Below are 26,229 nucleotides of genomic sequence, written 5' to 3' on the forward strand. Positions count from 1 at the left end.
GACTTTGTCGAAAAGAATGGCCTTCCGCGCGCTGAATAACGCCGATCAAATGGTCGACGCTGCAAAAAAACAATCAAGCCAAAGGGGCAAGCGGAAACGCTCGCCTCTTGAGCCTACCGCTTACCGAGGTTCTCCACAGGCCTTTGCAGCCATCTGCGCATGGATGTCGTTATTTACTCCCAGCAGATTTCGCAGCAGACAGGCGTAGTAGCCTTTCTCAGCGTCACTCAGCGCTGACGACTGCCGGTAAAGCTTAAGACACGCATTCTGCATGACCTGAAACGCGAGCATGCTGGCAGTGCTTCGTGCCGACTTTGCGACGCACTGCCGATACGTGTCGTTGTTGTCTTGCCCGTCAAATCCATCTGCTCTTGACGAGGTGCTTACGCAGGAAGCCAGCATCAACACGATGCACAGATTTCGCATCACGCCTCCCAATGCCATCATCCCCAAAAGCGGTGACCAATCGAGATGGACCTCCACGTCGGATGATGCCTTGCGGCTACCTCTACCTGCGCAGCTTATGCAAGATCGCTTTCGACGCGCGATGATCAGACGTTGACAAGCTCTCTGTGGAGACGCGTGAGTTCGCACCACACCTGCTTGCCAACGGCCATAGCGTCGCATTCGGCCTGCCGCGCCAGAATGGCACGGTCGGGTGCCTGGTCGCGAGCTCGGCCCTCGACGCGTATTTCTGGCTCGAACCCCGCGCAGACGTCACCCGTATCCTGAAGACTCCAGGATGCGGGCGGGCTTCTTCTTCATGCCCCCATCTGCCTGCACGAGGAGAGGATGTCAGCGTTATGCCGATGCGGCTCAGTCAGTGTTCACTGCGTCCTTGAATGCTTTTCCGGCCGTGAACTTCACCGTCTTCGCTGCCGGAATCGTGATGGTCTGACCCGTCGCAGGATTACGCCCCGTACGCTCAGCTCGTGCGCCGGTCGAAAACGAGCCGAAACCGATCAGTTGGACGGTTTCTCCACGCGTCACAGCAGCCGTGACGGCTTCGATGATGGCATCGACGGCTTCGCCAGTGCTGGCCTTGCTCTCGCCCGTGCCGGCGGCAACTGCATCGATGAGTTCCTGCTTGTTCATGTTTACGTTCCTTTAGTAAATGACCCTGCCTGCGGCAAGAGCAATGCATACCCTACCATGCATGCGGCGCTACGCAACCCGTGAAGCTATTAATGGGGCGCAACGCCAACTCTGTTGTCCAACACCGCGAAGCCCGCACCTTCCGCGAGTCGGCGTGGACGACACGAAATCGAGGGTTCAAGATGACGAACGTTGAATCGGGAAATTGTGCCAGGCAGGCAGTTGTGATCCAGTGCGAGTTTGACGACGTTGTGGACCCGCGGACCGATATCGCCCGTGAGCGGACCTTGAGATTTTCCGGAAATAGCCGTTCATGCTAGGGTAACGCCACTTATCGACGGGGCGATGTAAATGAACGTCATCTAAATTAAATCTTGCGACTCCCAGACCGTGCTGACGTTGTCACCGAACAACCGGAACCCCGACGATTCTGTTTCTGGCCAAGATTTCGGCGGCCCCGTTTTCAGGCGAAGTTCTTGCGTCCACTTACGTTAACGGTCCGCCGACAACGCTGTTCGATGACATGGTAACGTCGTGGACTGGCTGGAGCGGCTCGAAGGATTGGGCTAATGAGAAAAATCAGAAAGAAGCTGCTCTGGCATTCTTATTCCCACCAGCAACAAAGTGCTGTACCCAGTATGGATTGAGTTTGGTGATTGGCTGCATATTGGTCCCATGCCACAAGAGGCTCCGTCATCATTTCGCTACGATTAACGCGGAAGATCGTTTGGCGTCAGTTGAAGGCTCCGACTCCGATTGTTGACGATCCAGGCGGCCATGTCGACTGACATGCGCGACGTACACCCCGGGACCGCAGTGTATGACTTGCCCTACCTGCCCGGTCAGGGCGAGGGCGACGTCCATCGCCCGACCGATGTTTCGAACCTACGTGGCGATGAAGCGCACTCCGTGCGTATGCGGACAAACCCATACATAGAAGCGTCTGCGCTTTCCACCGATATGACGTGCCGCTTCAATCTCCGGAACACGTCTGAACATTGGCGTGAAAGTACGAACCGACCTCCTGATATTGTCGTGTGGCTCCGCTATCTGGCCGGAATGGTCCTTTGAATGGCCGTCTAAGGACGAGGTCGAATGTCCGCCGCCGCGAAGTACCGCCCGTCCCTGCTCTTACTCCACCCGAACGGTTGACCAGGCAGCGACACGTGGCCGGAGGCGGAAAAATGGTAGCGGGGCGTACCCATCAGCTACTCTAAACGGCGCTACACATGCCTGACCGGGCAGTGTGAAAAGGGGTACCATGAAGAAGCTGTCGAACGCCAGGCTCATCCGCACCTGAGCGTGTAACGTCTCCCCGTCAGGCGGTATTGCCATGATCCTCTATCACACCGAGCCCGACTCCCCTGTCATCGAAATTTCCGTCGAAGGCAAAATCACCGACCACGAACTGCGCGAAGCCATCGAGCGCATGCGTGGCGATCTCGAACTGAACGGCAAGACCCGCGTGCTCGAACGCATCGAGCATTTCACCGGCATCGAGCCGAAGGCGCTGTGGACCGATATAACGCTCGGCGTTTCGGTGGCCCGCAAGGTCAACCGCGCTGCCGTAGTCGCCGATGCAGGCTGGATCCGTGCCTCGATGCATCTGGCGCGGTTCTTTACGAAGGCCGATATCAAGGCGTTCCACGTCAACGAGTTGGAGCAGGCGCGCGTCTGGATCAACACCTGAGCGTCGCCTTGGGAATCTTGGAGCAATCCTGAGCTAATGCGGTCTGATTTTTATCGCAAGATTGCAAGGGAAATTCCGGGGTATAGGCCGGATCGTGGGACGCGATTGACTTCTTTTCCACATCGAGAACGTCCACGCCGAGGCGCGTCGTGACCACAACGAATTTCCCGTCGATGCTGAAATCTGTGGAATAGATTCCCGCTCCGTACGCTTGCTTCATAACTACCTTCTGGCCGTTGCCTAGCTTGGCATTTTAATTGAAAGGAAATAAATACGTGCCGTTAATATCGACTAGCAATTATGACCGGCAAGCAATGTATGCCGAAGCGATACTCATCTCAACACCAACCGTGCTGAGTACAAACCTGCAGCTGAAGACGGTGAATCACGAGTTGTCATTTCCCGTACAAGCGATGTGTACTTATTCAAACTCCAAAAAACCAAATCACATTCTTCATTGACGGCCTGCCGCACAAAGGCTCAAGCAAATCGTTAAATTGAAATTCTCAGAAGGCCAGCATTTGCATTTGGGTCGTTCTTCCGCTTTTTCCGGTTGCTTCCGCTGTCGCCGCAATCCGCCGCTGAAGGTGGATGGAAATGTGAAACAGGTAATCTCGATAGCCCGGCGCCCTGTCCCGACGGCGACATTTCTCTTAGGATGACCACGCAACGACAGCTCCCAGCTTTCCCCTCGCGAGGTCCGCAACTGAAGGGGATTGATACGAGAGCCATTCAGCCCTGGCCCAAGGCCAACATCTTGGTTGGCACCTTCCCACAGCGGCGCTGCCTCACCAGCTCGTCTGACAAATTTCGCAACTGTAAGCTGCCTGTATACCGGCATAAGTACCAAAAACCCAGGAACATCCCCTAGTTGAATTCGATTGACGATCACGATGTCGTCTGACAACAATACCGTGAGTTGATCGAGCCAGTAGCGCCTGATCGATCTCTTCGCTGTACCCGCGCATCTTCCGTTCGCACCCGCGTCGCCAGGCGGTCCCATGACCGTTGAGGTCAGCTCACCACCCCGGCGATACTAAACAGGAGAACGAATCAAATGGCAGCGCATGACCAAGACGATCCCCTGCACCCCGCAGCCCGCAACAATGCGCCCGCCTCACGCGGTCGGCGCGCATTCATGGCCTTCGCCGGCGCATCTGCAGGGGCAAGCCTGCTCGCGGTCAGCCGCGGGGCGGCGGCAGCCGACTCGATCTCTTCCGTCCCTTCCGCTGCCGGAGGTCAATCTCCGGTGCATCCCGGCCACCCCGCGAGCGATCCGATCTGGGGCCCGGATGGCCAGGCCACGGCCATCCTCAGGCGACTCGCCCACGTAGACCGATCGTTGTTCTCCCACGCCCAGTTTCACGTGACGAGCTACGGCGCGCGCACGCTCCCCGCCTCCGCGTTGATCACGTCGACAGCCTGGCCGGGCGGCAAGATTCCATGGGTGACGGGCGGGACGGAACAGACCGCGCATCCCACCAGCGACCTGCAAAGCCCAGGCTCAGGCGTGATGGTGCCATGCGACTACACGGGCACGCAGTACGACTCTTGCGCCGCATTCAACGCCGCGATCGTCGACGCAAGCCGCGCCGGTGGCGGCCGGGTCGTCGTGCCGGCCGGCAACTGGTATTGCGGCGGGCCCATCGTGCTCTTGAGCCACGTGAACTTCCATCTGGAATCGGGCTGCACGATCTATTTCAGCCCGAACCCGGCCGATTACGCGAAAAACGGCCCCTACAAGACGGCGAACGGCAATCTGTATCACACGCGCTGGCAGGCAAACGACTGCCTGAATTTCGGCTCGCCGATCTACGCATTCCGCCAGACCAACATTGCCGTGACTGCCGACGACAACACCTGCGTACTCAATGGTCAGGCCATGACGCCCATGCAGTTGAGCAACCAGCCGCCGACCTCCTGCTGGTGGACCTACAAGGGAAGCAGCAACACTTACGGCAGCGCGGGTTCCTCGACGCCTTCGCAGGCTTACGCGAATCCGAACAATGTCCCGCTCACCAGCCTCCCCGCTTCCCAGATCCAGAACCCGCAGGCCAACGTCTCGTTCACGAACCAGTACGGCGCGACGACTACGCTGATGGACCTGCTCACGGGCACGGGCTGGAACCAGGACCAGAACTATCTGCCCGCGCTTTCCGAACTGCGCGTGCCATTCGAGAAACGCATTTTCGGCAACGGACACTTTCTGCGCCCGTGCATGGTCGAGTTCATCGGTTGCACGAACGTGCTCCTGCAGAACTACCACACGCAGAACACGCCGTTCTGGCAGCACCATCCCACCGACTGCACGAACGTGGTGATCGACGGCGTGTTTGCCGATAGCGTCGGACCGAACAACGACGGCTTCGATCCCGACGCGTGCAACCATGTGCTGGTGCAAAACGTTCAGTTCAACACCGGCGACGACTGCATTGCGATCAAGTCCGGCAAGTACCTCGACACCGAATACGGTCCGATGCAGAACATCGTCGTGCAGAACTGCACCATGCAAAGCGGCCACGGCGGCCTGACCATCGGCAGCGAGATGAGCGCGGGCGTGCGCAACGTCTACGCTCGCAACCTGACGATGCAAAACGAGAACTGGGCGAGCAATCCGCTGAACATCGCGCTGCGGTTCAAGAGCAACATGAACCGCGGCGGGTTCATCAACAACGTGTGGATCAACGGCGTCACGCTGGCCAACGGCGTGAATCTGGCCGGGAAGTATGGCGGCGGCTCGCTGGGCGCCGCGATCAGCAAGATCACGGGTACGGGCACGGCCGGTCTCGCGACCAACCCCTCCACAGGCCAGGGCGGTCTGATCACGTTCGACTGCGACTACAGCCCGTCCGGCGACGCGGTGCGCTGGAGCCCTTCGGTGATCAGCAACATCAACATCACGAACGTGAATGCGAGCAACGTGTCGGGCGCGGTGTCGTACTCGATGCCTGCGGGCTTCGTCGCCGGCATGAACTCCTGCTTTCAGGCGCTCGTCATGCAGGGCCCCGAGGCGGTCGATTACAACGGCGCACTGCCGGTACCGACCGTGAGTCCAATCAGCGGCGTTACCATTTCGAACTGCAATCTTGGCAACCCGGTGTGCACGGGCGCAGTGCCCACTACGCCTTCGACCTCCGCGTCGGCCGCGCCGGGTCCCATCTTCGCGAGTAACGTCAGCGGCATAACCTTGACCAACGTGGTGATCGCGGGCACGACGTACAACACCTCGCTGAGCGCACCGGCGACCTGATGTCGGCGCACGTGGACGCGAACCGGTCGCGTCCACGTCGGTCACGCCGACCCGCTCTTCGATGACAGCATTACTTAGCGCCCGAAGCATCTTGACGATGTAATCCGGCGACGCCGGACGATGCGAAACATACGGTAAGGCAGCTCAAACGCTTTTGACGAGACGCCACCCAGAAGGGCTGATACAACGTCAGTCATCCGATACGCGTTCGTCTCTTTCCTCATGTTCAAACAGACTACCTTTGTCGCGATGGCAATCACGCTTGGCCTCGCGGGATGTGCATCCCCTGCCCCTGACGTCATGATCCTGCAACTCGCGACGACCGAGGTTCTTGGGCTCGCGTCGACCGATGACGTGACGCTGTCGCACATGGCCGAAGGCTCGCCGGATGCACTCGGCACCCGAGTCGTCAGCTATACGGCCACCACCGAAAAAGGCCCCCGCTTCGCCTGCTCTGCGTTGATGACGCCCGATCCCGTCGTGCGCAAGTCGCAGTACTCGCATGTAAAATGCAAGCCCGCGTAACGCGTGCTGAACAAACTACGCCCTGACAATATTGCGCGACGTTAGCCTGACGCTTTCTCACACGCCATCATCTGACGAGACAGCCCTGTCTGCATCTTCAACGCCTTGGCGGATGCCAAGCCGCACGGTGGAACCGACGTCCCGTTCGCTCACGATCTGAAACTGCGCACCGATCATGCGTGCTCGCTCGCGCATTCCCTGCAACCCGTATGAGCCGCCTTCCGTCGCAACCGTCACGTCGAAGCCGATACCGTCGTCGTTCACGGTAACGTCGAAACCGTCGGCGCCTCCGCGCAGTACAACGGTCACATGCGACGCCTGCGCATGACGGCTCACGTTGGTCAATGCCTCCTGGACGATGCGAAACACCGCCGTCGCATGATCGTCGTTCAAAGAGGGTTCCAGACCTTCGAGCGTGAACCGGCAGATGATCGTACTGTGGCGCGAATAGTCCTGCACCAGCCACTCAAGTGCCGATACCAGTCCAAAATTCAGCGCGGCCGGTCGCAAATGACTCGCGACATTCCTCACGATGCGGATGGTCCGTTCAGCCAGCTCGCCCATCTCGGCCAGTTTGCCCGACCACTCTGCCCCTTGGCTCAGCGTTAGCCTGAGCAGCGAGACATCGATCTTGATTGCCGTGAGCAGTTGTCCGAGTTCATCGTGAATCGTCATCGCCATCTGCTTGCGCTCTTCCTCACGGATCGATTCCTGATGCGCCGATAACTGCCGGAGTTTTTCACGCGAATCGCGCAGTTCACGTTCAGTGCGCTGACGTTCGCGAATCTGTATTTCCAGTTGGTCTCGATGCTGCGTGAGACTTTCCATCGCATGCTTGCGCGCGGTCACGTCGGTCGCCTGCCCTTCGAGCAACTCAGGTCCCTCATCGCCGCGGCGAGTACGACGCGCGTTGAGCAGGCACCAGACCGCACTGCCGTCGGCACGCGTCATCTCGATCTCGAGCCCGGCTACCTCGCCTTCGACGCCCAGCAGCGAGAACAGACGGTCGATCTGTTCGTCGGAAAACGGCAGGCGCCTTGCGCCCGGAACTGATGGTCGCGAAACTGCCGTCTCCGCCATCAGGCGCTCGACGCTATGGAAGCCCAGCAACCGTGCCATCGCAGGATTCGCTTCGCGCAGCGTGCCGCCGCGGTCGAGCACGAATATCCCTTCCAGTGAGTTTTCGATGATGCCGCGGTACTTGCGCTCGCTTTCTCTCAACGACGCCGTCGAGTTGCGCAGGCGTTCCGCCATGACGTTGATGCGGGTGGCGAGACGTCCAAGTTCGTCGCTGGATTCGACGGTGCAACGCACGCCGAGGTCGCCGCCCGCGATGCGGTCGACCATCTCTTCCAGCCGCCCGATGGGTCCGCGCACCAGATGACGCAGCAACAGAAAGGTGGCGATATACACCACGGTCAGCATGAGGGCGAGCGTCGCGAGAACGGCCGTGCGCGCAAACCTGAAATTTCGTTCGGTGACGGCCTTCGTCAGCACGACGCGCACTTCGCCGATCCGCTCGCGTGGGGCGTCACCCTGCGGCGTGAATTCGATGGGCCGCACCCGTTCCACCGTTTCCTGGGAAGGCGGCTGCGGCGCATTGCTGACGTCGGCGAGCACGCCGTAACCCGTCGCCGTGACGGTGAAGCGCACCACCTCGGGATTCGGCGCGAGCGCCTTGAGCTGTCGCACGATCGCATCGCGGTCGACGTTCCAAAGCGGCTGCGCGAGCGACTCGCCAAACAGGTCCGCGATCCGGTTGGCGCGCTCTTCGAGTTCGGCGAGGCGGCGAGCTTGCGCACGTTCGAGCAGCATGAACGCCGATGTGCCTGCGACCAGCGTGATCAGCAACACGAGCGATAGCATCAGCTTGGTATGCAGTCCCAGCAGCCACGGTGGTAAACGAAGGACGCTGCGCATCAGGCCGCCTTCGACGCGGAGTCGAGCAGTATCTGCAGATTGAAGTGATACCGGCCCGCGTGCTGCCGATAGCGCGAAAAGCGGCTGAAATCAGGCGCTGTGTTTTGATCGAAGGCGATCCTGGCGTAGCGCGAGGCGTTTTGGCCGTACAGCACCATCAAATAATCGAGCTTCAGGCGCGGGCCGCCCGCCTGCACAAAATCGACGCCGTGGTGATAGTCGTACAGTACGACCATCGCGCAGGCTCCAATGAACTGGTCTCCCGCGACAATGGCCGCGAGGTCGCCGCGCATCACGCTTTCGACGGCTTCCGGCAGCGCCCCCAGCCCACCGACGACAACCTGCGCGTGACGTTCCTGCACGGCTGCGAGGGCGCCGAGCGTCATCGAGTCATTCGCGGCCCACACGATGTTTGCGTCGGGATAGCGCGACAGCAATACGCGGGTCTTCTCTCTGCCATCGGCGAAACTCCAGTCACCAAAGACAAGTTGCTCCACGCGATCCTGCGACCGGCGAGCGAGCGCAGCGGCTACGCCCTGTGCCCGCTCTTTGGAAACGGGCGTGATCGGGTCGCCGGTGATGCCGATCACGCGAGCGGGACGCTCCTCAATCAAACGGCACAGATAGTCCATCAGCCGGAAGCTTCCCTGTGAAGCATCGGCCGTGACGGTGCCGATCCAGTTCGCGATGGCGCCGCGTTCGTTACCCGTCTGTGCACGCTGTGCGTCGGTGAGGTCGTTGTGAATCAGGAGGACCTTGGCGGGAGAGCGCGCAAGTATGCGGAGCATCGGTTGAGCCGCCATCTTCTCGTTGACGATGACGACATAGTCCGGTGGATCGCTTCGCGCGGCGACGGCCTCCGCCTGGCGCAACATGAGCAGGTGGTCGCGCTCCGCGTACAGCACTTCGAGTTGCATGCCGAAGCGCGCAGCCGTCGCCGTCATGAACCGCGATACCAGTTGCCAGTGCCGGCCCGTAGCGCGTTCGACTTGCTCGCCCGGATTCAGGAATACGACGCGCGGCGAGCGCATGCCAACGACCGAGGCCGAGGCGGCCCGCGCCATGGTGAGACACATCCCGGCGCTCGCGCAGCCAGCCAACATCTGTCTTCGGTTCATTCCGACTTCCACGACAAGCGGTTGACGATCGCCTGTGCAATGACTCGGCGTGTGCGGTTGGGCGTATCGATCACGCGCAGGATAGCGCTGTCAAATTGCACTGACAATCTGCTGACACCAGCGCATCGATACGCCTGCGACATGGCTCCGCACTCGCCCGCCTGCCTGACTCGCGTCGAAAAGCGCCTGTGCCACAGGCACACGTAAAGCGATGCTCAGGATATCCCTACATTCATATCAGCAGATTCTTCATCGCGAATGACTTCTTTGCCTATCCAGCCGGACGGAATTCGTGCCGACATTCACAGTATCCGAAAGCAAGCATCATCCACAAACAAAAGAGCAGATTTACAGGCGTAAGGATAGCGAAATGCCTCCCTTCATTCAGAGTGTCAAATTCAAGATCGCCCTCGCGTTCGGCGTTTGCATGATAGTCGTTGTTGCCATCGGGATTTTTGGCGTATTCGGTGTATCGCGGTTGAATTCGATCGTCAAAGAATCCTACACGGGAAATACGGTTCCCATCGGCGATCTATCCGAGCTCCGCGCGGCGCATCTTGAGATTCGCCTCGTATTCAGACGCATCCAGGTTTTCCATGAACCGGCTCATACTCAGGCGGGCATCGAAGCCATTCGCGTAGCGCAAGAGCGCATGAACAAGGCCTGGACGCATTACTATCCGAATGGAATTTCGAGCGCCAAAGAACGCGAAATCGCCGATGGAATTCAGAGTCTCTTGCCACAATTCGCGTCGGCAACCGAGGCGTCACTCGCTGCGCTCCGATCGGGCGACACGAGCGCTGCCTCTGCGGCCATCGACAAACACGCGCAGATATCCAACTCGCTCAGCAAGCTGATTGAAGACGACGTCGCGTTGAATTTCGTTCAGGCCCGGGAATTCACAGACGTCAGCGAATCGACTTTCAAATCCATTCTCTGGCTGGCCATCGGGTTGGTGAGCGGAGGCGTGGTTATCGCGGCAGGCGCGTACATGTACTTGCTCCGCACAGTGACAAAACCGTTGACGCAAGCGATGTTCGTGGCAAACGCAATTGCAGGCGGCAAGCTGGGCAACAGAATTGCCGTGGAAGCTCGCGACGAGTTCGGGCAGCTCCTTCATGCGTTGAAGAAAATGGACCTGCAATTGAGCGGTTCGGTTCGAAGCATCCGCGATGGTACGGAGTCCGTCACTGTCGCAGCCGGTCAGATCGCGAGCGGCAATAGCGATCTGTCGTCGCGCACGGAAGAGCAAGCCGCCTCGTTGGAGGAGACGGCGGCGAGCATGACGCAACTCACGCAAACGGTGAGACAGAACAGCGATAACGCGCGACAGGCCAATATACTCGCCGCCGCTGCCGCCGATGAGGCCGATAGCGGCAATGAAGCCATGCAGGGGATGGTCAGGACGATCGAGCAGATCAGCAGCAGTTCGGTCCAGATATCTGATATCACAGGCGTCATCGAGGGCATTGCGTTCCAGACCAACATCCTTGCACTGAACGCCGCCGTGGAGGCGGCACGCGCAGGGGAACAAGGTCGAGGCTTTGCCGTCGTCGCGAGCGAAGTCCGCAATCTTGCACAACGCTCTGCCGCCGCTGCGAAAGAGATCAAGGACCTGATCAGTTCATCGGTGGCCTTGATCGAGGGAGGTGCGCAGCAGGCGGTCGAAGTCGGAGGAACGGTCGGGCGATTGAAGCAGACGATCAAACATGTGTCCGATATCGTCGGCGAGATCATGGCTGCGACGGATGAACAGAGCCGCGGCATCGAGCAGGTCCATCAGGCGGTGTCGCAGATGGATCAGATGACACAACAGAATGCCGCGTTGGTCGAGCAGGCGGCAGCGGCGGCACAATCGCTCGAGGAACAGGCGTTGCACCTCAAGCAGTCGGTTTCTGTGTTTGTTCTTGCGCCGCAGGAGTGACAGCGGATCTCGTTGCAGATGGGCTGTTGCTGTGCCGACCGACTGCGCTATCGCGCGTCATCGAAGCATCATGATGGGAACCGGGCTAAGGCGCGACAGCCCGGCCAGCACGCGCCACCGGCGAAAGAGCCCCAGTCCGCTCGCGTCGAGCAACATTACATCGGAGCCGCGTATTGCCGCGTAAGCGGCGATCGTCTTTGCGGTCGGCCCGAAAGTGCGCTTCCACGTATAGGGCACGCCTGCGTCGTCGAGGACTGCGCAGGTCTTCACCAGCGCGTCGCGCATCGACTGCTTCTCGTGGTGGCGCAACGCGGCGCGCGACTGGAACGCGAGGGCGCGGCCCTCACCGACCTCGTCCAGCACCTCGATCAACTCGACCTGCCCAACGCATTTCTCAGCAAAGAGAAATGCCGCGTGACGCGCCGCTTCGAGCGCACCCGCCTTGCAAAGCACCGGGATAAGCAGCTTTAGCATCTTCTTCTCGATGTGAAACTCACCTGCTTTGATTGCAGCACGCAGGGCGTCAAGACGCTGAAAAGCTTTGGCTTGTGGATATAAAAATGCTGTCAATAAACCGTGCCGCTTGCGAGTGGCGTCGATGCATTCTTCAGCCTGTTGCCCGTCGGTGCCCAGACTCAGCCCCCTGTGGGAATCAGGCACGTCCTCATCGTCAGGGCAGGCAGATGGTACTGGTGCCGATGAACGCCGGACAGCCAGCCACACGGAGCCTCGCGTGCAGCATTTTTCGTGGCTACTCGTTCTGCAACCGCGCATGATGGTACTTGATCACATCCATCACGGCAGCCGTCATAACCGAGGTTGAGACTCCGAACATCAGGATACCGTTGGCAGCTTCGATTGGGCCAAGCATGCGCCAACGCTTCGACATGACAATGTCGCCGTAGCCCAGCGTGATGAAGTTAACTGCCGAGTGATACAGCGCAGTGGCGAAATCGGAGAATTCACCAAGAAACATGAACAGCGCAGCCCAGATTGCCATCTGGGCGAAATTGCAGAGCAAGGTCAGCAGCATCACGGTAATCAATAGCACTACGTCCACCCACAACAAATCCTGACCCTCCACGCTGCGCCGGAAGCGAGCGTACCGGCGCAGGCAGATGGCTACGACCACGCCTTGCAGCAGCAGGCACAGAATCATGGCCGGAGCGGCGGCCAGCACATTGTGTAGCATGATTGACTCCGTCTTCAGAGGGTACGCACTGGGACATACGTCACTGCATTCGGGAATGCGTAGATCGCAAGTTCAAAGCTTTGGCTATCCGGCCAATGTACTATCTGGCGCGACTTCAGCGGCAGTCGGGCGAACCTCGCAACGCGACCACTATGCCGCAAGGCCCTCGAAAGAAACACAGGCCTGTTGATAGCCTGGCCGCTGCCTTTCCACACAGCCGCATAACGCACTGTCGACTGCACTGAAGCGCGACCATACGTGCAAGGTAGTGGTCAAGGTTTTGCAGCAATCCTAATATGCCGGCTCCGTGCAACATTTCATTATGGCGTTAAAAACAATGTGTCGGTGTCGCCCGCATACGGTACTTTGGCGAAACGCCCCCTCGTTGACGCGGCACCATGGGAACGTTCTCAAAGGGTGTGCCGTACAGCCCCGAGGAAGGACTTCATGCGCGTTACGCTGCCGTCACGGCCACCGCCCTATTCACTGTGCGTTGGCAGACCCGAGACCGGGATAGTGCCGTATGCACTCGTCTTCCTCGATAAGGAAGGCGCGGGAAGTCCGAACTTGCGCAGTTGCGATCCGTCCAGTTATGTAGCGCAGGCAGTCACCCTCAATCGCAGCATGCTGGCAGCGGGCTTGCCGCAGTTGACCGTCGTCACTAACGCGATCGACGCGTTCAACGCCCATCTGTCTCATCTGGCTCCCGGCCCGCAGCCGTCCGTCACATTGCTCAGATCGACCACGGAGCTACCCAAAGGGACGACCTTTTATGCTTCGCACTTCAAGCTCGATTTGCTCGAGCAGGTCGCGCCCACGCTACCTCAAGACCGGCTCCTGCTGTTGCTCGACACCGACATCATCGCCCAATGTGGCATAGACGCCGACCTGCTTCGGCGTTGCGCCATGTCGGGAGTCGGCGCTTTCGACATCTCCGATCAGGAATTTTTCGCGTACGGGGCAGACCGTGTGGCTGCCGACCTCGAGTCGGTGGCAGGCAGATCGCTTCGCAATCCGCGATGGTACGGCGGGGAGTTCCTGCTCGCGTCGCGCGGTTTCATCGATCAACTGGTGCCGGTGGCCCGTGAATGTTTCGAACGGTACCAGGCATTGGTTCGCGAACTGCATCACCAGGGGGACGAAGCGTTCGTCTCTGCCGCCATGAACATTCTCTCCGACGAGGGACACGAGATCATCGACGTCGGACCGTATCGCGCGATTGGAAGGCACTGGTCCGGCAATACTCACCGCGATCTCCGATGGTTCAGAAACTGCGCGTTCGTGCACCTGCCAGACTGCAAGACCATGCTGGCTCGCGAGGCGAGCCGGCGCACCTTTTGCGCTGCGCGAATATGGCGTCAGATTGTTTTCCGGCACGAAGTGAAGCGGCCCGTATGGGCGTTGAAACTACGCTTACCGAGCCACCGGCGACGCGACACGGAGGGCGATCTGCTCGACGTCCTGCTTCTCGACCGTGACGCAACGCGGCTCTCCAGTCTGGCCCGGCCGCTCGCGACGCGCGGGCTGATTGTCATGTGCGTCGATTCGCTCGATAGCGCCAGCGCGGCGTCGGGGCGATTGCGACCGCGGGTGATCGTCATCGGCAATCCGCTGTCGGCTGCCGATATGACCGCGCTGGTCGCGCGCGAGCATGGGTCGAGTCCGACGGTCATTGGATACGCTTCGAACGAAGACGTGGAGGACTGGGCGATGCCAGATCGCTTTTTCAGTCGGAGCACCGATGTTTCGGTTGTCGTGGACGCGGTAGTCGCGGCCACCGCTCACGCAACAAACTGAACGGCACAACTGCAAACAGCCGAGTTCAAAGCGGCATCGAAATCGCTCGCAAATCACTTACATCTGTTTTCCACGATGATTTCCCGCGGCCGCATTTCGACCTGCACGCGAAAACTGGCAAATGTCGCCATCGTTTTGTCTGACGCTGCTTTCAACGACGCTCTATAAACATTCACACCACGCCGATCGACTGACAGCAAAGTATGTAAAGGCTGGTGGGAGTGCGCGATGAACGATGTCGTTTTGTGCGGCGACCTCGCAAGAAGAATTGGGTTACATCGTGACGGGGCATGCTTGATGGTGGGGGTGACACATGAAAACCCACGGCTGCCAAGGCCGCATTTACGCAGCGCTGATCGTCGCATTGCTCGCCGGCTGTAGCGGCGGCGGTGGAGACAGCGGCGGCGCGTCCAGTTCCGGCGCAGGGTCCAGTTCTGGCTCAGGCTCGACGACGGGTTCCGGCTCAGGCTCGGGCACCGCGAATGCGGCACTGTCGATCGATGTCGCCACCTATCACAACGACATCGCGCGCACCGGTCAGCAACTAGCGGAAACCAGGCTGACGCCGGCGAACGTGAATTCGACGAGCTTCGGCAAGATCGGCTTCGACGCCGTCGACGGCAAGGTCGATGCCGAGCCGCTGTACCTGTCAAATCTGCCGATTGCGGGCAGCACACGCAACGTGCTCTTCGTCGCGACCGAAAACGACAGCGCCTATGCGTTCGATGCCGATACGGGCGCACAGTTGTGGAAGACCTCCGTGCTTGGCCAAGGGGAAACGCCGAGCGACTCTCTTTCGTGTTTCCAGATCTCGCCGCAGATCGGCATTACCGCGACACCCGTCATCGATCGCACGCGTGGACCGAACGGCGCGATGTATGTGGTTGCCATGTCGAAGGATGGATCGGGCCACTACTTCCAGCGTATCCATGCACTCGATATCACCACGGGTGCGGAGTTGTTCGGCGGTCCGACGACGATCAACGCCACATTCCCCGGCAACGGCCCAAACAGCTCGGGGGGCATTCTCACCTTTGATCCCAGGCAGTATGCGGAGCGCCAATCGCTGCTGCTGCTGAACGGCAACATCTATACAGGCTGGACTTCCCACTGCGATGTCGCGCCGTATAACGGCTGGGTAATCTCTTACGATGCGAACACGCTGCACCAGTCTTCCGTGTTGAACTTGACGCCTAACGGCTCGGCCGGCGCAATCTGGATGAGCGGTGCGGGCATGGCGTCGGACGGCCAGTCGATTTATTTCCTCGATGCCAATGGCACGTTCGATACGACGCTCAACGCGGGCGGATTCCCGCTGAACGGCGATTTCGGCAATGCGTTCATCAAGCTGGGTACGGCAGTCGGCCTGACAGTCACCGACTACTTCGTCATGTCCAACACGCTGACGGAATCGCAGGCCGACGAGGATCTGGGTTCGGGCGGTGCGCTCGTGCTGCCGGACATGACCGATTCGAGTGGAACGGTCCATCACCTGGCGGTCGGGGCCGGCAAGGACGGGATCATCTATGTCGTCAATCGCGACTGGATGGGAAAGTTTAACGCTGGGTCCAACAACATCTTCCAGCAGCTCGGCGGCGAGCTGGTCGGAATGGAATTCGGCGCGCCCGCGTACTACAACAACACCGTCTATTTCGGATCGATTGGTGACAACATCAAGGCTTTTGGCGTAAGCGCCGCCGGACTGACTGCGACGCCTACCAGCAAGACGCCGACGAGCTTCGGCACGCCGGGCGCGACGCCGAGCATCTCCGCGAACAGCAGCGCGAACGGGATCGTGTGGGCCGTAGAAAACGGCGATACCGCTGTGCTGCATGCCTACGACGCGGCAAACCTTGCGACCGAACTGTACAACAGCAATCAGGCCGCGAATGGCCGCGACCAGTTCGGCCCGGGCAACAAGTTCATTACGCCGATGATCGCGAACGGCAAGGTGTATGTCGGCACCCCGACGGGGGTGGCGGTGTTCGGGTTGCTAAACGGAGGGTAGTCCCGCGTTGCGGGCATGCGCCGACGCTAGAGAGAAGGCGAGTTTTCGCGAAATCGCAAAAACTCGCAAACCGGTTCGACAGATCTCGCAGACTCGCGAAGATGCGGGCTGCGTGACCGGATAGCGGAAGCAAAAGCTCTCGCTCTCCAGCCTGTACCGTCTGATCATCCACGATCTTCAACACGTACCGTTACGCGAATCGTCAATGACTCGCGCCCTCCACTGCACCGATACCCGTTTCCGAGCGTACGGCCTGCGCCTCGAACCCCGCCTGGTCGATGCGCGCGCGAGCGGATCGATCAGTCACCGAGAAAAACCAGATGCCGGCAAAACCGATTGCCATCGAGAAGAGCGCCGGCGATGCATACGGAAACGGCGCGCTATCGTGATGAAACACGTCGACCCATACCGCCTTCGAGAGCACCGTCAGCATCGCCGCCGAGAACAAGCCGAGAAAGCCGCCGATCGCAGCGCCGCGTGTCGTGCAACCGCGCCACAGCACGGACATGAACAGTACGGGGAAATTTGCGGATGCCGCCACGGCGAAGGCGAGAGAAACCATGAAGGCGATATTCTGCTTCTCGAACACAATGCCCAGCACGACAGCAATGATGCCTAGCGCAAGTGTCGTAATGCGCGAAACGAATAGTTCGTTCGCACTCGATGCCTTGCCATGCTTGAACACGGTCGCATACAGATCATGCGAAACAGCGGACGCGCCAGCGAGCGTCAGACCCGCAACGACAGCGAGAATCGTCGCGAACGCAACGGCGGAAATAAAGCCAAGGAACACGTTGCCGCCGACGGCGCTCGCCAGATGCACCGCCGCCATGTTCGTACCGCCCAGCAGTTTGCCCGCTGCATCCTTGAAGACCGGGTTCGTGCTCACCAGAACGATCGCACCGAAGCCGATGATAAAAGTGAGAATGTAGAAATAGCCGATCCACGTGGTCGCCCAGAACACCGACTTACGCGCTTCCTTTGCATTCGGCACCGTGAAGAAGCGCATCAGGATATGCGGCAGGCCAGCCGTGCCGAACATCAACGCGATACCGAAAGAGATCGCCGAAACAGGATCCTTGATGAAGTTGCCCGGCCCCATGATCGACGCCTTCTTCTCGTGCACTTCGACGGCCTTCGCAAAGAGCGCCTCGGGGCTGAAATGAAATTGCCAGAGCACCATGAAGGCCATGAACGTCGCGCCGGCGAGAAGCAGGCAAGCCTTGATGATCTGCACCCAGGTCGTGGCCGTCATGCCGCCGAAGAGCACATACACCATCATCAGCGCACCCACGATCACGACGGCAATCCAGTACTCGAGGCCGAACAGCAGTTTGATGAGTTGCCCCGCGCCCACCATCTGTGCGATCAGATAGAACGCGACCACGACGAGCGTGCCCGATGCCGCGAACGCTCGTATCGGCGCCTGTTTGAAACGGTAAGCTGCCACATCGGCGAAAGTGAATCGGCCGAGATTGCGCAGCCGCTCGGCCATCAGGAAAGTGATGATCGGCCAGCCCACCAGAAACCCGATCGAATAGATGAGCCCGTCATATCCGTTCGAGTAAACCGCAGCCGAAATGCCGAGGAACGACGCAGCGGACATGAAATCACCCGCAATCGCAAGTCCATTCTGGAAGCCGGTGATGCCTCCACCCGCCGTATAGAACTCGGCAGCCGAACGTGTTCTCCTCGCAGCCCATTTGGTGATGAAGAGCGTTGCAACGACGAACACCACGAACATGCTGATCGCGGTCCAGTTGGTTGCCTGCTTGACCGTCTGTCCGAGGTCGCCGCCGGCGGCAAAGCAGCTTGACGATACGCCGAACAGTACGCTCGCCGGAATGATATGACGGGTCTTCATGCGGCCTCCCGTTTGATGCGGTCGGTGAGTTCGTCGTAAGTGCTGTTCGCGCGACGCACGTAAAAGCCAGTGATCGCCACGGTGAACACGATGACGAAGAGTCCGATCGGCATGCCCCACGTCATCACGCCCGCGCCGATCTTCGCCGCAAGCAATTCCTTGTTGAATGCGACAAGCAGCACGTAGCCGTAGTAGACGACCAGCACAAGGGCGGTCAGCGTCCATCCTAGTCTCGAACGTTTTCGCACGAGTTCATGGTACGTCGCGCCTGATTTGATTCTCTTTGCGAGTTCCAGATCCATCTTCGTCTCCTGCATGAATATCTTTCGCTGCCTGATAAACACCATCATCGTTCGGACGAAGCCGAAACGAGTGGCGAACGTATGTGCCTGGGATTCCCATGTACGGGACGTCATCCAATGCTTGCGCGCATGCGCTTTGGACGAGTCGTTGTGTCGATGCGCTCCGTGTAACGTTAAGAGCGCCCGCTTACCCGGTTCTTACGCGAAGCAGACTCTGTGGGAGGGGTTTACGAGAGGGTGGAAATTTTCGCGCACGTGCGTTCGCCGTGCTGAGGACGAGAAGCCTCGAAAGCCGAAGTACTCCACAGCGCATCCTGTATGCGCAAGACGCATCGCGCATTTCCTATCTTCGATCCTTGCGCGGAGCCACGGTTGAGATGTATCAAGGCTCGACGTATCGCAAGTTCAATGTGTGTTTTGCGTGAATACGCCCGTCGATCGTCATGCGTTCGCCGCCCCGTGCAGTCGTCTCAGAGAGCGTTGATCTGAATCAATCGCGCGCCGTCCGCTTGCGCAACACTGCACGAGTCTTTCTTCCGAGGAGCATCACATGACCCGCTACATGAAAGCCGCTGTCGTCCGAGAGTTCGGCGCGCCGCTGAGCATCGAGGAAGTCGTCGTCCCGGAGGTCGGTCCGGGCCAGATTCTGGTGAACATCAAGGCGTCGGGTGTCTGCCATACCGATCTGCACGCCGCCGACGGCGATTGGCCGGTCAAGCCCACGCTGCCCTTCATTCCCGGCCATGAAGGAGTCGGTTACGTCGCTGCCGTGGGCAGCGGCGTCAAGGGTGTGAAGGAAGGCGACCGCGTCGGCGTGCCGTGGCTCTATACGGCCTGCGGTCAGTGCGAGCATTGTCTGAGCGGCTGGGAGACGCTCTGTCATGACCAGAAGAATACGGGTTACTCGGTCAACGGCGGATACGCCGAATACGTACTCGCCGATCCCAACTACGTCGGGCATCTTCCCGACAACGTCGCGTTCGATGAAATCGCCCCCATTCTCTGCGCCGGCGTCACGGTCTACAAAGGCATTCGCGTGACGGACACACGCCCGGGTCAATGGCTCGCGATCTCGGGTATTGGTGGGCTCGGACACGTCGCCGTGCAGTACGCAATCGCGATGGGATTGCACGTCGTCGCGGTCGACATTTCCGACGCCAAACTCGAACTCGCACGCAAGCTGGGAGCGAAACTCGCCATCAACGCGACGACCACGGACCCTGCCGCCTTCATTCAGAAAGAAATTGGCGGTGCGCATGGGGTGCTCGTCACTGCCGTATCGCGCAGTGCATTCGCGCAGGCCCTTGGCATGGTCCGCCGCGGCGGAACGGTCTCACTGAACGGATTGCCGCCCGGCGACTTTCCTCTGCCGATTTTCTCGACGGTACTCAACGGCATTACGGTGCGCGGATCGATTGTCGGCACACGGCGCGATCTTCAGGAATCGCTCGACTTTGCAGCACAAGGCAGCGTGCGAGCCCATATCCATCGCGACCGTCTGGAGAATATCAACACGGTCTTCAGCGCGCTTCGCGAAGGTACGGTGGATGGACGAATCGTGATGGAACTCGATTGATACATCGTGGCCCGCGAACCAGGCCGCGGGCCATGCAACTGCATAGGCAAGACGCCAGGTCTCGAAGCGTCAAGCTTGTGCGTGCCCGCCAGAACCGTCATGCCGGAGCAAAAGAACAGGCCGCTCCGTCGAGCGTACAAGGGACTCCGCGACACTACCGAGCAGGAAACGCTGGGCACCCCGCCTGCCATGCGTACCCATCACGATGATATCGGCATCGCATTCTTCAGCTGCGCGCGCCAGTACCTCCGACACACTTTCACCGTACGCATCGATCGCCCGCACATTTCCGCTGACGCCTGATTCTTTGAAGAGCGCGTTCGCCTCCTCGAAAATGCGAGTGGCAGCGCTTGCCGCGGCGGACGGCTCAGGTTCGAAATCGAAACGTGCGTTCGCCTCGGCCGGCCATCTGCCGCGGTCCACGACCGACAGCGCGTACACCACGCCGCTGGACAGTTTCGCGAGCCTGATCGCCTCGCCGAGCGCCATTTGCGCGCTCGCGCTGTCGTCAAGCGCAACGAGGATACGGTCGTACATGATGAACCTCCAGTCACGATGCGCGGGCTGCCCGGAACGGCAACGACGCTGCATGAACGCCAGTGTGTCCCTGTACCCGGGTCGCTGCTTGATTAAGGTCAACCGAACGGTCCGCATCTTAGCGGGCACGGCGAGAAACAGCGCGCCGCGCTTTTGCTTTGCGCAGACCGTTGATTTACCTCAAGCGTGTAGCTCGATGCCATGCCACGATAAATAGAACGTAAGGCCTGCATCGCCGAACGCGTCAACGCTGCGACACGAGAAGATCGACCGCTCGACGCCGTCAGATCCATAGAGGAGCTTTACCGTGAGCTACGCCCGCTGGTCCATCCTGATTGCCTGCAGCGCAGGTCTCTTTGCCGCGGGACTCGACGCGGCGCATGCGCGAATCGATGAACCGACCGAACTGGTCGACCAGCAACATTGCATGTTCTGCCACACGTCGGATGCGCCCTTTCTGGCTCCGTCGTTCCGTCAGATCGCGGACCGGTATCGTGGCGTACCCAATGCGACGGCGATGCTGGAAATCAAGCTAAGAAAGGGCGGTCGTGCACATTGGGGTGACACCGCCATGCCGTTGCCTTCCGAACGCGGCGGCCCGCTGTCCGCCGAAGATGCACACAAGCTGGTCGAGTGGGTCATGTCGCAATAACGGGCCGATAGCGCCGATCGATCTGCCTGCGATGACGGCACCAAACCCGCAGCTAACTCACAACTCACACGCAAAAAAAAAGCGCCGCAAATCGCGGCGCCTCGTGATGCGTTGAATACTTCAGCCGGCATCAGAACCGATGCACGACACCCACGCCCACACCGACCATGCTGCGCGATGACGAAGGCGTCGAGTTGAAGCCATCGCCCAGCGTCGCCGTCGCGTTGATGATGTTGCCCGCACCGTTGTTGCCGAGCGTCTGGCCGTTCGCGCGCTGATACGCCTGCAACGCATACAGCCCCGTGCGCTTGGACAGCGAATAGTACTCGGAGAGGTTGAACTGCTGATACTGCGCGCTGCTCGTGATGCCATTGGACTTCGTCGCGCGCGTATAGCTATAGCCCGTCGCAAAGTCCCATGCTGCCGCCGGCTTCCAGTGCAGCACGATGCCGCCCGTGTTCCAGATTGCCTCATTGCGGAACGACGAACCCGCGCCTGGGATGTACTGCACGTTCGTGTACGTCGCCGTGATATCGAACTGGCTGTTGAACGTGTAGCCCGCGCCGACTGCAAAACGTTGCTGCGCCTGCGCCGTGCGATAACCGTTCGTCACCGCCGACACGCCCGTCTGCGCGCCCGCATTCGACGTCGTCGAGTCGGTGCCGAATGCTCCGCCACCCGCCGTGGAGTTGTTGATGCGCGAGAAGCCGACCGCCAGGCCGACCGGGCCCTGCTGATACTGCACCGCCGTGCTCCATGTCGAGCCCTGGTTCACGCTGCCCGGCACGCCCGCGAACGAATACGATCCGCTGAACTTGAAGCCGTACATCGACGGCGACATGTACAGCAGCGTGTTGTTCGCGCGGTAGATCGTATCGAGGCCATCCACGTCGCCGGGATGCGCGCCGTAGAAGCCGGTGAGCCACGTCGTCGGGCTGTACGGCGAGAGCAGCTGATAGTACGACGCGTACTGGCGGCCCGCCGTCAGCGTGCCGTACGTGGCGTTCGACACGCCGACGAACGCCTGACGGCTGAACATCAGGTTGCTCGTCGACATCGCGCCGCTGTTGGCGCTGAAGCCCTCTTCCAGCGTGAAGATCGCCTTCGTGCCGCCGCCCAGATCTTCCGCGCCCTTCAAGCCGAAGCGGCTGCCCGCCCACACGCCCGTGATCATCTTGAACGCCGAGTGACCACCCGACGTCGAACCCAGCGTCGTCGAACTCGACTGATAACCGATACCGTTATCGACGATGCCGTACAGGGTCACGCTGTTCTGCGCGAATGCGGGTGCGTGCGCAGCCGTCGCAACCGAGGCGACAGCCGCGAGACCGATCAGGCGTCGTTGACGGTTCTTTTTCATTGTGATGTTCTCCAGATGCCTCTTTGAGGCTGTTATTGATTCGTTGTTCTGATTTTGCTTTTATTGCGGTCCGCTCCGCTCCCTGCCTGACGTTGATCAGCCTGCCGGCGTCGACGTTTTCGACGTGGCGCGACGAGCGTCTTCGTCGCGGTCGGTCGGCTCGGGAATCGCTTCGATGCGTCCCATCACGAACACGAAAGACACGATGCCCACCGCCAGGATGACGCCTGCAACCAGGAACGCGTTGGTGAACGAATTCGTCGCGCCGACGATGAAACCCGTCACGATCGGCGCTGCCACGCCCATCAGGTTGTTGGCGAAGTTCATGATGCCGCCCACGGTACCCACGCCGCCCTTCGGTGCAATCAGCGACGGCAGTGACCAGCCCACGGGCGCCGCTGCCGCGAGACCGCCGAGCGCAATGGAGATCCAGAAGATCGCCCAGCCCGGATTGACCGTCTGCGTTGCGCCGAATACCGCGAGGCCGAACAGCATGCCCGTCACGAGCACGGCCTTGCGCACGCGCGTCTCGTCCTTGCCGCGCGCAATCAGGTGATCGATCAGCCAGCCGCCGACGACGAGATCGGTCACGGTGGCCACAGCCCACGGAATCGCAGCAAACCCTGCGGACTTCAGGATGCTCATGTGCATCGTCTGCACCAGATAGCCCGGCAGCCAGGTCAGGAACAGATAGAACGAGTAGCCATACGCGGCGAAACCGATCGTCAAACCCCAGACCTTCGTCTTGGTCAGCAGATAGCCGAGCATGCCGAACACGCTCGCGCTCGACGTGCCTTCGGGCGTCGCGCCGCCCTTCTGGATGTAGTCGAGTTCGGCGGGCGAGAGCTTGCTGTCCTTGCTCGGATCGCGATAGATGAGGAGAAACGCGATGAAGTACGCAAAGCTCAGCAGCGCGGTGACGCCGAAGCCCCAGCGCCAGCCGGCGTTCACCACCACGACGGCGACCAGCGGCACGCCGATCACGTTGGAGAACTTGGCCGCGGCATCGAAGATGGCCGTCGCCAGCGCGCGCTCCTTGCGCGGGAACCAGTAGCCCGTTGCCTTCGAGCTAACGGGAAAGCCCGGCGCTTCCGCGATACCGAGTACCGCGCGCGCCGCGAACACGCCGCCGAAGCCGCTCGCGAATACCGTGATGGCCGACGCCAGGCCCCACAGGAATGCGCCCCACCGGCCGACGCGCGTCACACCGTAGCGGTCGAGGAAAAGTCCCGCCGGCACTTGCAGCAACGCGTACGGCCAGAAGAACGCGCTGAACAGCAGCCCCATATCCGCGGGCGACAGGTTGAACGCCTCCTTCAACTGCGGCGCCGCCACCGACAGGTTGATCCGGTCGAAATAGTTGATGAGCACGCCAATGCCCAACAGCAGGCCGATCACCCAACGCCGGTTGGGAATGCGCTGCCCTGTCTCTGCTGATGTGTTTGCCATCTTGGTCTCCTTTAAAAATCTGCTTTCGGCCAGTCTTTCGGCTGGTTCGATCTGTCGAGACAGCGCTGTCTCATGCAGGCTGTAAAAAATCCGCGTGCGTTTGCGTGCTCCCGCACCACGCCGTCGCCTCCCGGACGATGCTGACGAGCGACTGCGTGCCGTCGACCGTCAGCGTCAGCGGTTCTGCAACTGGCCTTTCCAAGGTGGCGAACTGGCTTTCGACCAACGACGCCGGCATGAAATGGCTCTCGCGTTGCGCCACGCGCCGCAGCGCCTCGGTCTGCGGCAGATCGAGAAAAACGAAGCCCAGTGACGAAGTCGCGGTGCGCAGGCGGTTGCGATAGCGCTGTCTGAGGGCCGAACACGCAAGCACGGCGCGCTCGCCGCGACCGACCACCCGTTCGATTTCCTCCGAGAGCCGGTCGAGCCAGCCCGCGCGGTCCTCATCGGTCAGCGGGATGCCGCGCGCCATCTTGTCGACGTTCGCTTGCGGGTGAAAGGCGTCGCCTTCGATCAGCACGCCGCCGATCCCCGCAGCCAGCGCCTGAGCGACGCTGCTTTTGCCGCAGCCCGCGACACCCATGACCACCAGCGATGAAATGTGCCCGATCATATGCACCTCCTTCGTTCGAGACAGCGCTGTCTCGGAAGACTAAAAAATTAAGGCCGCGATATGGGTACTCGTTCCGCCCCCGGTTTGGGGCACTCCTGATCGAGCCCTATTGCGCAAGCCTTGAGACAGCGCTATCCTAAATCGATCATGGCGACCTCGACACCTAGGAAAACCCGAAGCACCGGCCGGCCGACGCTCGACGCCGTCGCCGAACTGGCCGGCGTAAGTTCGATTACCGCGTCGCGCGTCCTGCGCGGCGTGGGTTCCGTCGGACCGGAATACGTGCAACGGGTAAAGGCCGCAGCGGCAGAGCTGAACTACGTCACGAACCCCGCGGCGCGCGCACTCGCGTCGTCGCGCAGCGGGACGGTGGCCGTCGTCATTCCGTCGCTGTCGAACGCGGTGTTCGTCGACGTGCTCGAATCGATTCACAACGTGCTGCGTCCACGCGGCTACGAAATCCTGATCGGGAATTCGCACTACTCGCGCAACGCGGAAGAAGACCTGATCCGCCACTACCTTGCATCGCCGCCGAGCGGGCTCATCGTGACCGGCTTCGACCGGACCGAAAGCGCGCGCCGTCTGATCGAGGCGAGCGGCGTGCCCTGCGTGCACATCATGGAACTCGAAAAAGCCGAGGGCGTTCACTGCGTCGGCTTCTCGCAAGCGAAGGCAGGTGAAGCCGTCGCGAACCATCTGATCGCGCGAGGTTGCCGGCGCAACGCATTCGTCGCGGCACAGCTCGACTCACGGATGATGCAGCGTGGGGAAGGCTTTCGCGAAGCGCTGCGGCGCAATGGACTGTACGACGCCGAACTCGAAGTGCTCACGCCTGCGCCCTCGTCCATCGGGCTTGGATGCGATCTGTTCCGCCAGTTGCTGCAGCGACGGCCGGATGTCGACGGCATCTTCTTCGGCAATGACGATCTCGCGCAGGGCGCGCTCTTCGAAGCGCGCCGTCAGGGCATCGACATTCCGAATCAGGTGGCGATCGTCGGCTTCAACGATCTGGCAGGCGCCGCGGATTGCGTGCCGCGACTCACCACAGTTCGCACACCGCGAGCGGAAGTCGGACGCGTGGCGTCCAACCTGCTGCTGTCGATGATCGACAACAAGCCTGTCGCGTCGCCCGTCGTCGATCTCGGCTACGAACTGGTCGTGCGGGAAAGCGCCTGAAGTTCGGCATGACGATGTCGCTGGCTGGGAAAGACGCACATCAGCCGTCTTTCCAGCGAAACCCACGGTAAGCCAGCGCAGAAAACCTTTTTGCAAAGCGGTCTGTCTGAAGGGCTGATTCAACTTCAGTCATTCAATATGCGGGCTTCGATCTTCTGCGTTGTTTTCGCCATTTTCGTTT

The 26,229-nt window shown here is 60.4% G+C and carries 22 protein-coding genes; 9 read left to right on the forward strand and 13 right to left on the reverse strand.

Annotation, left to right across the window (positions count from 1 at the left end):
- Positions 1–120 precede the first annotated feature (120 nt).
- A complete protein-coding gene (locus G3N95_RS05170; RefSeq protein WP_205968913.1) occupies positions 121–483 on the reverse strand; it encodes a VF_A0006 family four-cysteine protein in 363 nt (120 codons plus the stop codon).
- A gap of 333 nt (positions 484–816) precedes the next feature.
- Positions 817–1,095: an HU family DNA-binding protein gene (locus G3N95_RS05175; RefSeq protein WP_205968914.1), complete on the reverse strand. Its 279-nt coding sequence runs from the start codon at positions 1,093–1,095 to the stop codon at positions 817–819.
- Between the two features lie 1,333 nt (positions 1,096–2,428).
- Here G3N95_RS05175 and G3N95_RS05180 point away from each other — a divergent pair.
- Positions 2,429–2,785: an STAS/SEC14 domain-containing protein gene (locus G3N95_RS05180; RefSeq protein ID WP_205968915.1), complete on the forward strand. Its 357-nt coding sequence runs from the start codon at positions 2,429–2,431 to the stop codon at positions 2,783–2,785.
- Here the strand turns inward: G3N95_RS05180 and G3N95_RS05185 are convergent.
- Positions 2,775–3,005, reverse strand: a complete 231-nt coding sequence (locus tag G3N95_RS05185; RefSeq protein WP_205968916.1) for a hypothetical protein — start codon at positions 3,003–3,005, stop codon at positions 2,775–2,777. The genes G3N95_RS05180 and G3N95_RS05185 overlap by 11 nt on opposite strands.
- A gap of 837 nt (positions 3,006–3,842) precedes the next feature.
- On the opposite strand from G3N95_RS05185, the gene G3N95_RS05190 reads away from it, so the two are divergent.
- On the forward strand, positions 3,843–6,035 hold the full coding sequence (locus G3N95_RS05190; RefSeq protein ID WP_205968917.1) for a glycoside hydrolase family 28 protein: 2,193 nt from the start codon (positions 3,843–3,845) through the stop codon (positions 6,033–6,035).
- A 222-nt stretch (positions 6,036–6,257) separates the two neighbouring features.
- Positions 6,258–6,560 (forward strand): hypothetical protein, encoded by a 303-nt coding sequence (locus tag G3N95_RS05195; protein WP_205968918.1) that lies wholly within the window; start codon positions 6,258–6,260, stop codon positions 6,558–6,560.
- A 57-nt stretch (positions 6,561–6,617) separates the two neighbouring features.
- On the opposite strand, the gene G3N95_RS05200 is transcribed toward G3N95_RS05195, so the two are convergent.
- Positions 6,618–8,480 carry a PAS domain S-box protein gene (locus G3N95_RS05200; RefSeq protein WP_241018252.1) on the reverse strand — a complete coding sequence of 621 codons (1,863 nt, stop codon included), beginning with the start codon at positions 8,478–8,480 and terminating at the stop codon, positions 6,618–6,620.
- Positions 8,480–9,598, reverse strand: coding sequence for an ABC transporter substrate-binding protein (locus G3N95_RS05205; protein ID WP_205968919.1), 1,119 nt, complete (start codon positions 9,596–9,598; stop codon positions 8,480–8,482). The genes G3N95_RS05200 and G3N95_RS05205 overlap by 1 nt, the downstream gene beginning before the upstream one ends.
- Positions 9,599–9,890: 292 nt before the next feature.
- Here G3N95_RS05205 and G3N95_RS05210 point away from each other — a divergent pair, with 292 nt between their 5' ends.
- Positions 9,891–11,522 (forward strand): methyl-accepting chemotaxis protein, encoded by a 1,632-nt coding sequence (locus tag G3N95_RS05210; RefSeq protein WP_346778357.1) that lies wholly within the window; start codon positions 9,891–9,893, stop codon positions 11,520–11,522.
- Positions 11,523–11,579: 57 nt separating this feature from the next.
- Here G3N95_RS05210 and G3N95_RS05215 read toward each other — a convergent pair whose 3' ends face one another.
- Positions 11,580–11,996: a universal stress protein gene (locus tag G3N95_RS05215; protein WP_205969054.1), complete on the reverse strand. Its 417-nt coding sequence runs from the start codon at positions 11,994–11,996 to the stop codon at positions 11,580–11,582.
- Between the two features lie 277 nt (positions 11,997–12,273).
- Positions 12,274–12,714 carry a potassium channel family protein gene (locus G3N95_RS05220; protein ID WP_205968920.1) on the reverse strand — a complete coding sequence of 147 codons (441 nt, stop codon included), beginning with the start codon at positions 12,712–12,714 and terminating at the stop codon, positions 12,274–12,276.
- 447 nt (positions 12,715–13,161) lie between these two features.
- Between G3N95_RS05220 and G3N95_RS05225 the strand changes: the two genes are divergently transcribed.
- Positions 13,162–14,511, forward strand: coding sequence for a response regulator receiver protein (locus G3N95_RS05225; protein ID WP_205968921.1), 1,350 nt, complete (start codon positions 13,162–13,164; stop codon positions 14,509–14,511).
- Between the two features lie 313 nt (positions 14,512–14,824).
- The gene (locus tag G3N95_RS05230; protein ID WP_205968922.1) at positions 14,825–16,519 is read left to right on the forward strand and encodes a PQQ-binding-like beta-propeller repeat protein; all 1,695 of its coding nucleotides are present in this window, start codon (positions 14,825–14,827) and stop codon (positions 16,517–16,519) included.
- A 202-nt stretch (positions 16,520–16,721) separates the two neighbouring features.
- Here the strand turns inward: G3N95_RS05230 and G3N95_RS05235 are convergent, their stop codons facing one another.
- Positions 16,722–18,383: a cation acetate symporter gene (locus tag G3N95_RS05235; RefSeq protein WP_205968923.1), complete on the reverse strand. Its 1,662-nt coding sequence runs from the start codon at positions 18,381–18,383 to the stop codon at positions 16,722–16,724.
- On the reverse strand, positions 18,380–18,685 hold the full coding sequence (locus G3N95_RS05240) for a DUF485 domain-containing protein (RefSeq protein ID WP_205968924.1): 306 nt from the start codon (positions 18,683–18,685) through the stop codon (positions 18,380–18,382). Before G3N95_RS05240 ends, G3N95_RS05235 begins: the two co-directional genes overlap by 4 nt.
- A gap of 550 nt (positions 18,686–19,235) precedes the next feature.
- Between G3N95_RS05240 and adhP the strand changes: the two genes are divergently transcribed.
- Positions 19,236–20,261, forward strand: coding sequence for an alcohol dehydrogenase AdhP (adhP, locus tag G3N95_RS05245; RefSeq protein WP_205968925.1), 1,026 nt, complete (start codon positions 19,236–19,238; stop codon positions 20,259–20,261).
- A gap of 69 nt (positions 20,262–20,330) precedes the next feature.
- On the opposite strand, the gene G3N95_RS05250 is transcribed toward adhP, so the two are convergent.
- Positions 20,331–20,798 carry a universal stress protein gene (locus G3N95_RS05250; protein WP_205968926.1) on the reverse strand — a complete coding sequence of 156 codons (468 nt, stop codon included), beginning with the start codon at positions 20,796–20,798 and terminating at the stop codon, positions 20,331–20,333.
- Between the two features lie 307 nt (positions 20,799–21,105).
- On the opposite strand from G3N95_RS05250, the gene G3N95_RS05255 reads away from it, so the two are divergent.
- Complete coding sequence (locus G3N95_RS05255; protein WP_205968927.1) at positions 21,106–21,450, forward strand: c-type cytochrome; 345 nt, start codon at positions 21,106–21,108, stop codon at positions 21,448–21,450.
- A gap of 130 nt (positions 21,451–21,580) precedes the next feature.
- On the opposite strand, the gene G3N95_RS05260 is transcribed toward G3N95_RS05255, so the two are convergent.
- From G3N95_RS05260 to G3N95_RS05270, 3 genes are all read right to left on the reverse strand, one after another.
- Positions 21,581–22,810, reverse strand: a complete 1,230-nt coding sequence (locus G3N95_RS05260; protein ID WP_205968928.1) for a porin — start codon at positions 22,808–22,810, stop codon at positions 21,581–21,583.
- A gap of 96 nt (positions 22,811–22,906) precedes the next feature.
- Entirely contained in the window at positions 22,907–24,259 is a 1,353-nt protein-coding gene (locus G3N95_RS05265) for an MFS transporter (protein ID WP_205968929.1), read from the reverse strand.
- A gap of 70 nt (positions 24,260–24,329) precedes the next feature.
- Complete coding sequence (locus G3N95_RS05270) at positions 24,330–24,842, reverse strand: gluconokinase (protein WP_241018253.1); 513 nt, start codon at positions 24,840–24,842, stop codon at positions 24,330–24,332.
- A 177-nt stretch (positions 24,843–25,019) separates the two neighbouring features.
- Here G3N95_RS05270 and G3N95_RS05275 point away from each other — a divergent pair, with 177 nt between their 5' ends.
- The gene (locus tag G3N95_RS05275) at positions 25,020–26,048 is read left to right on the forward strand and encodes a LacI family DNA-binding transcriptional regulator (protein WP_205968931.1); all 1,029 of its coding nucleotides are present in this window, start codon (positions 25,020–25,022) and stop codon (positions 26,046–26,048) included.
- Positions 26,049–26,229: the final 181 nt, after the last annotated feature.

It is taken from the genome of Paraburkholderia sp. Tr-20389, assembly GCF_017104565.1.
Taxonomy (GTDB): domain Bacteria; phylum Pseudomonadota; class Gammaproteobacteria; order Burkholderiales; family Burkholderiaceae; genus Paraburkholderia.

Coding starts and splice junctions, on each gene's coding strand:
- G3N95_RS05175 (WP_205968914.1), bottom strand. CDS start 1,095: ATGAACAAGCAGGAACTCATCGATGCAGTTGCCGCCGGCACGGGCGAG.
- G3N95_RS05180 (WP_205968915.1), top strand. CDS start 2,429: ATGATCCTCTATCACACCGAGCCCGACTCCCCTGTCATCGAAATTTCC.
- G3N95_RS05185 (WP_205968916.1), bottom strand. CDS start 3,005: ATGAAGCAAGCGTACGGAGCGGGAATCTATTCCACAGATTTCAGCATC.
- G3N95_RS05190 (WP_205968917.1), top strand. CDS start 3,843: ATGGCAGCGCATGACCAAGACGATCCCCTGCACCCCGCAGCCCGCAAC.
- G3N95_RS05195 (WP_205968918.1), top strand. CDS start 6,258: ATGTTCAAACAGACTACCTTTGTCGCGATGGCAATCACGCTTGGCCTC.
- G3N95_RS05200 (WP_241018252.1), bottom strand. CDS start 8,480: ATGCGCAGCGTCCTTCGTTTACCACCGTGGCTGCTGGGACTGCATACC.
- G3N95_RS05205 (WP_205968919.1), bottom strand. CDS start 9,598: ATGAACCGAAGACAGATGTTGGCTGGCTGCGCGAGCGCCGGGATGTGT.
- G3N95_RS05215 (WP_205969054.1), bottom strand. CDS start 11,996: ATGCTAAAGCTGCTTATCCCGGTGCTTTGCAAGGCGGGTGCGCTCGAA.
- G3N95_RS05220 (WP_205968920.1), bottom strand. CDS start 12,714: ATGCTACACAATGTGCTGGCCGCCGCTCCGGCCATGATTCTGTGCCTG.
- G3N95_RS05225 (WP_205968921.1), top strand. CDS start 13,162: ATGCGCGTTACGCTGCCGTCACGGCCACCGCCCTATTCACTGTGCGTT.
- G3N95_RS05230 (WP_205968922.1), top strand. CDS start 14,825: ATGAAAACCCACGGCTGCCAAGGCCGCATTTACGCAGCGCTGATCGTC.
- G3N95_RS05235 (WP_205968923.1), bottom strand. CDS start 18,383: ATGAAGACCCGTCATATCATTCCGGCGAGCGTACTGTTCGGCGTATCG.
- G3N95_RS05240 (WP_205968924.1), bottom strand. CDS start 18,685: ATGGATCTGGAACTCGCAAAGAGAATCAAATCAGGCGCGACGTACCAT.
- adhP (WP_205968925.1), top strand. CDS start 19,236: ATGACCCGCTACATGAAAGCCGCTGTCGTCCGAGAGTTCGGCGCGCCG.
- G3N95_RS05250 (WP_205968926.1), bottom strand. CDS start 20,798: ATGTACGACCGTATCCTCGTTGCGCTTGACGACAGCGCGAGCGCGCAA.
- G3N95_RS05260 (WP_205968928.1), bottom strand. CDS start 22,810: ATGAAAAAGAACCGTCAACGACGCCTGATCGGTCTCGCGGCTGTCGCC.
- G3N95_RS05265 (WP_205968929.1), bottom strand. CDS start 24,259: ATGGCAAACACATCAGCAGAGACAGGGCAGCGCATTCCCAACCGGCGT.
- G3N95_RS05270 (WP_241018253.1), bottom strand. CDS start 24,842: ATGGGTGTCGCGGGCTGCGGCAAAAGCAGCGTCGCTCAGGCGCTGGCT.
- G3N95_RS05275 (WP_205968931.1), top strand. CDS start 25,020: ATGGCGACCTCGACACCTAGGAAAACCCGAAGCACCGGCCGGCCGACG.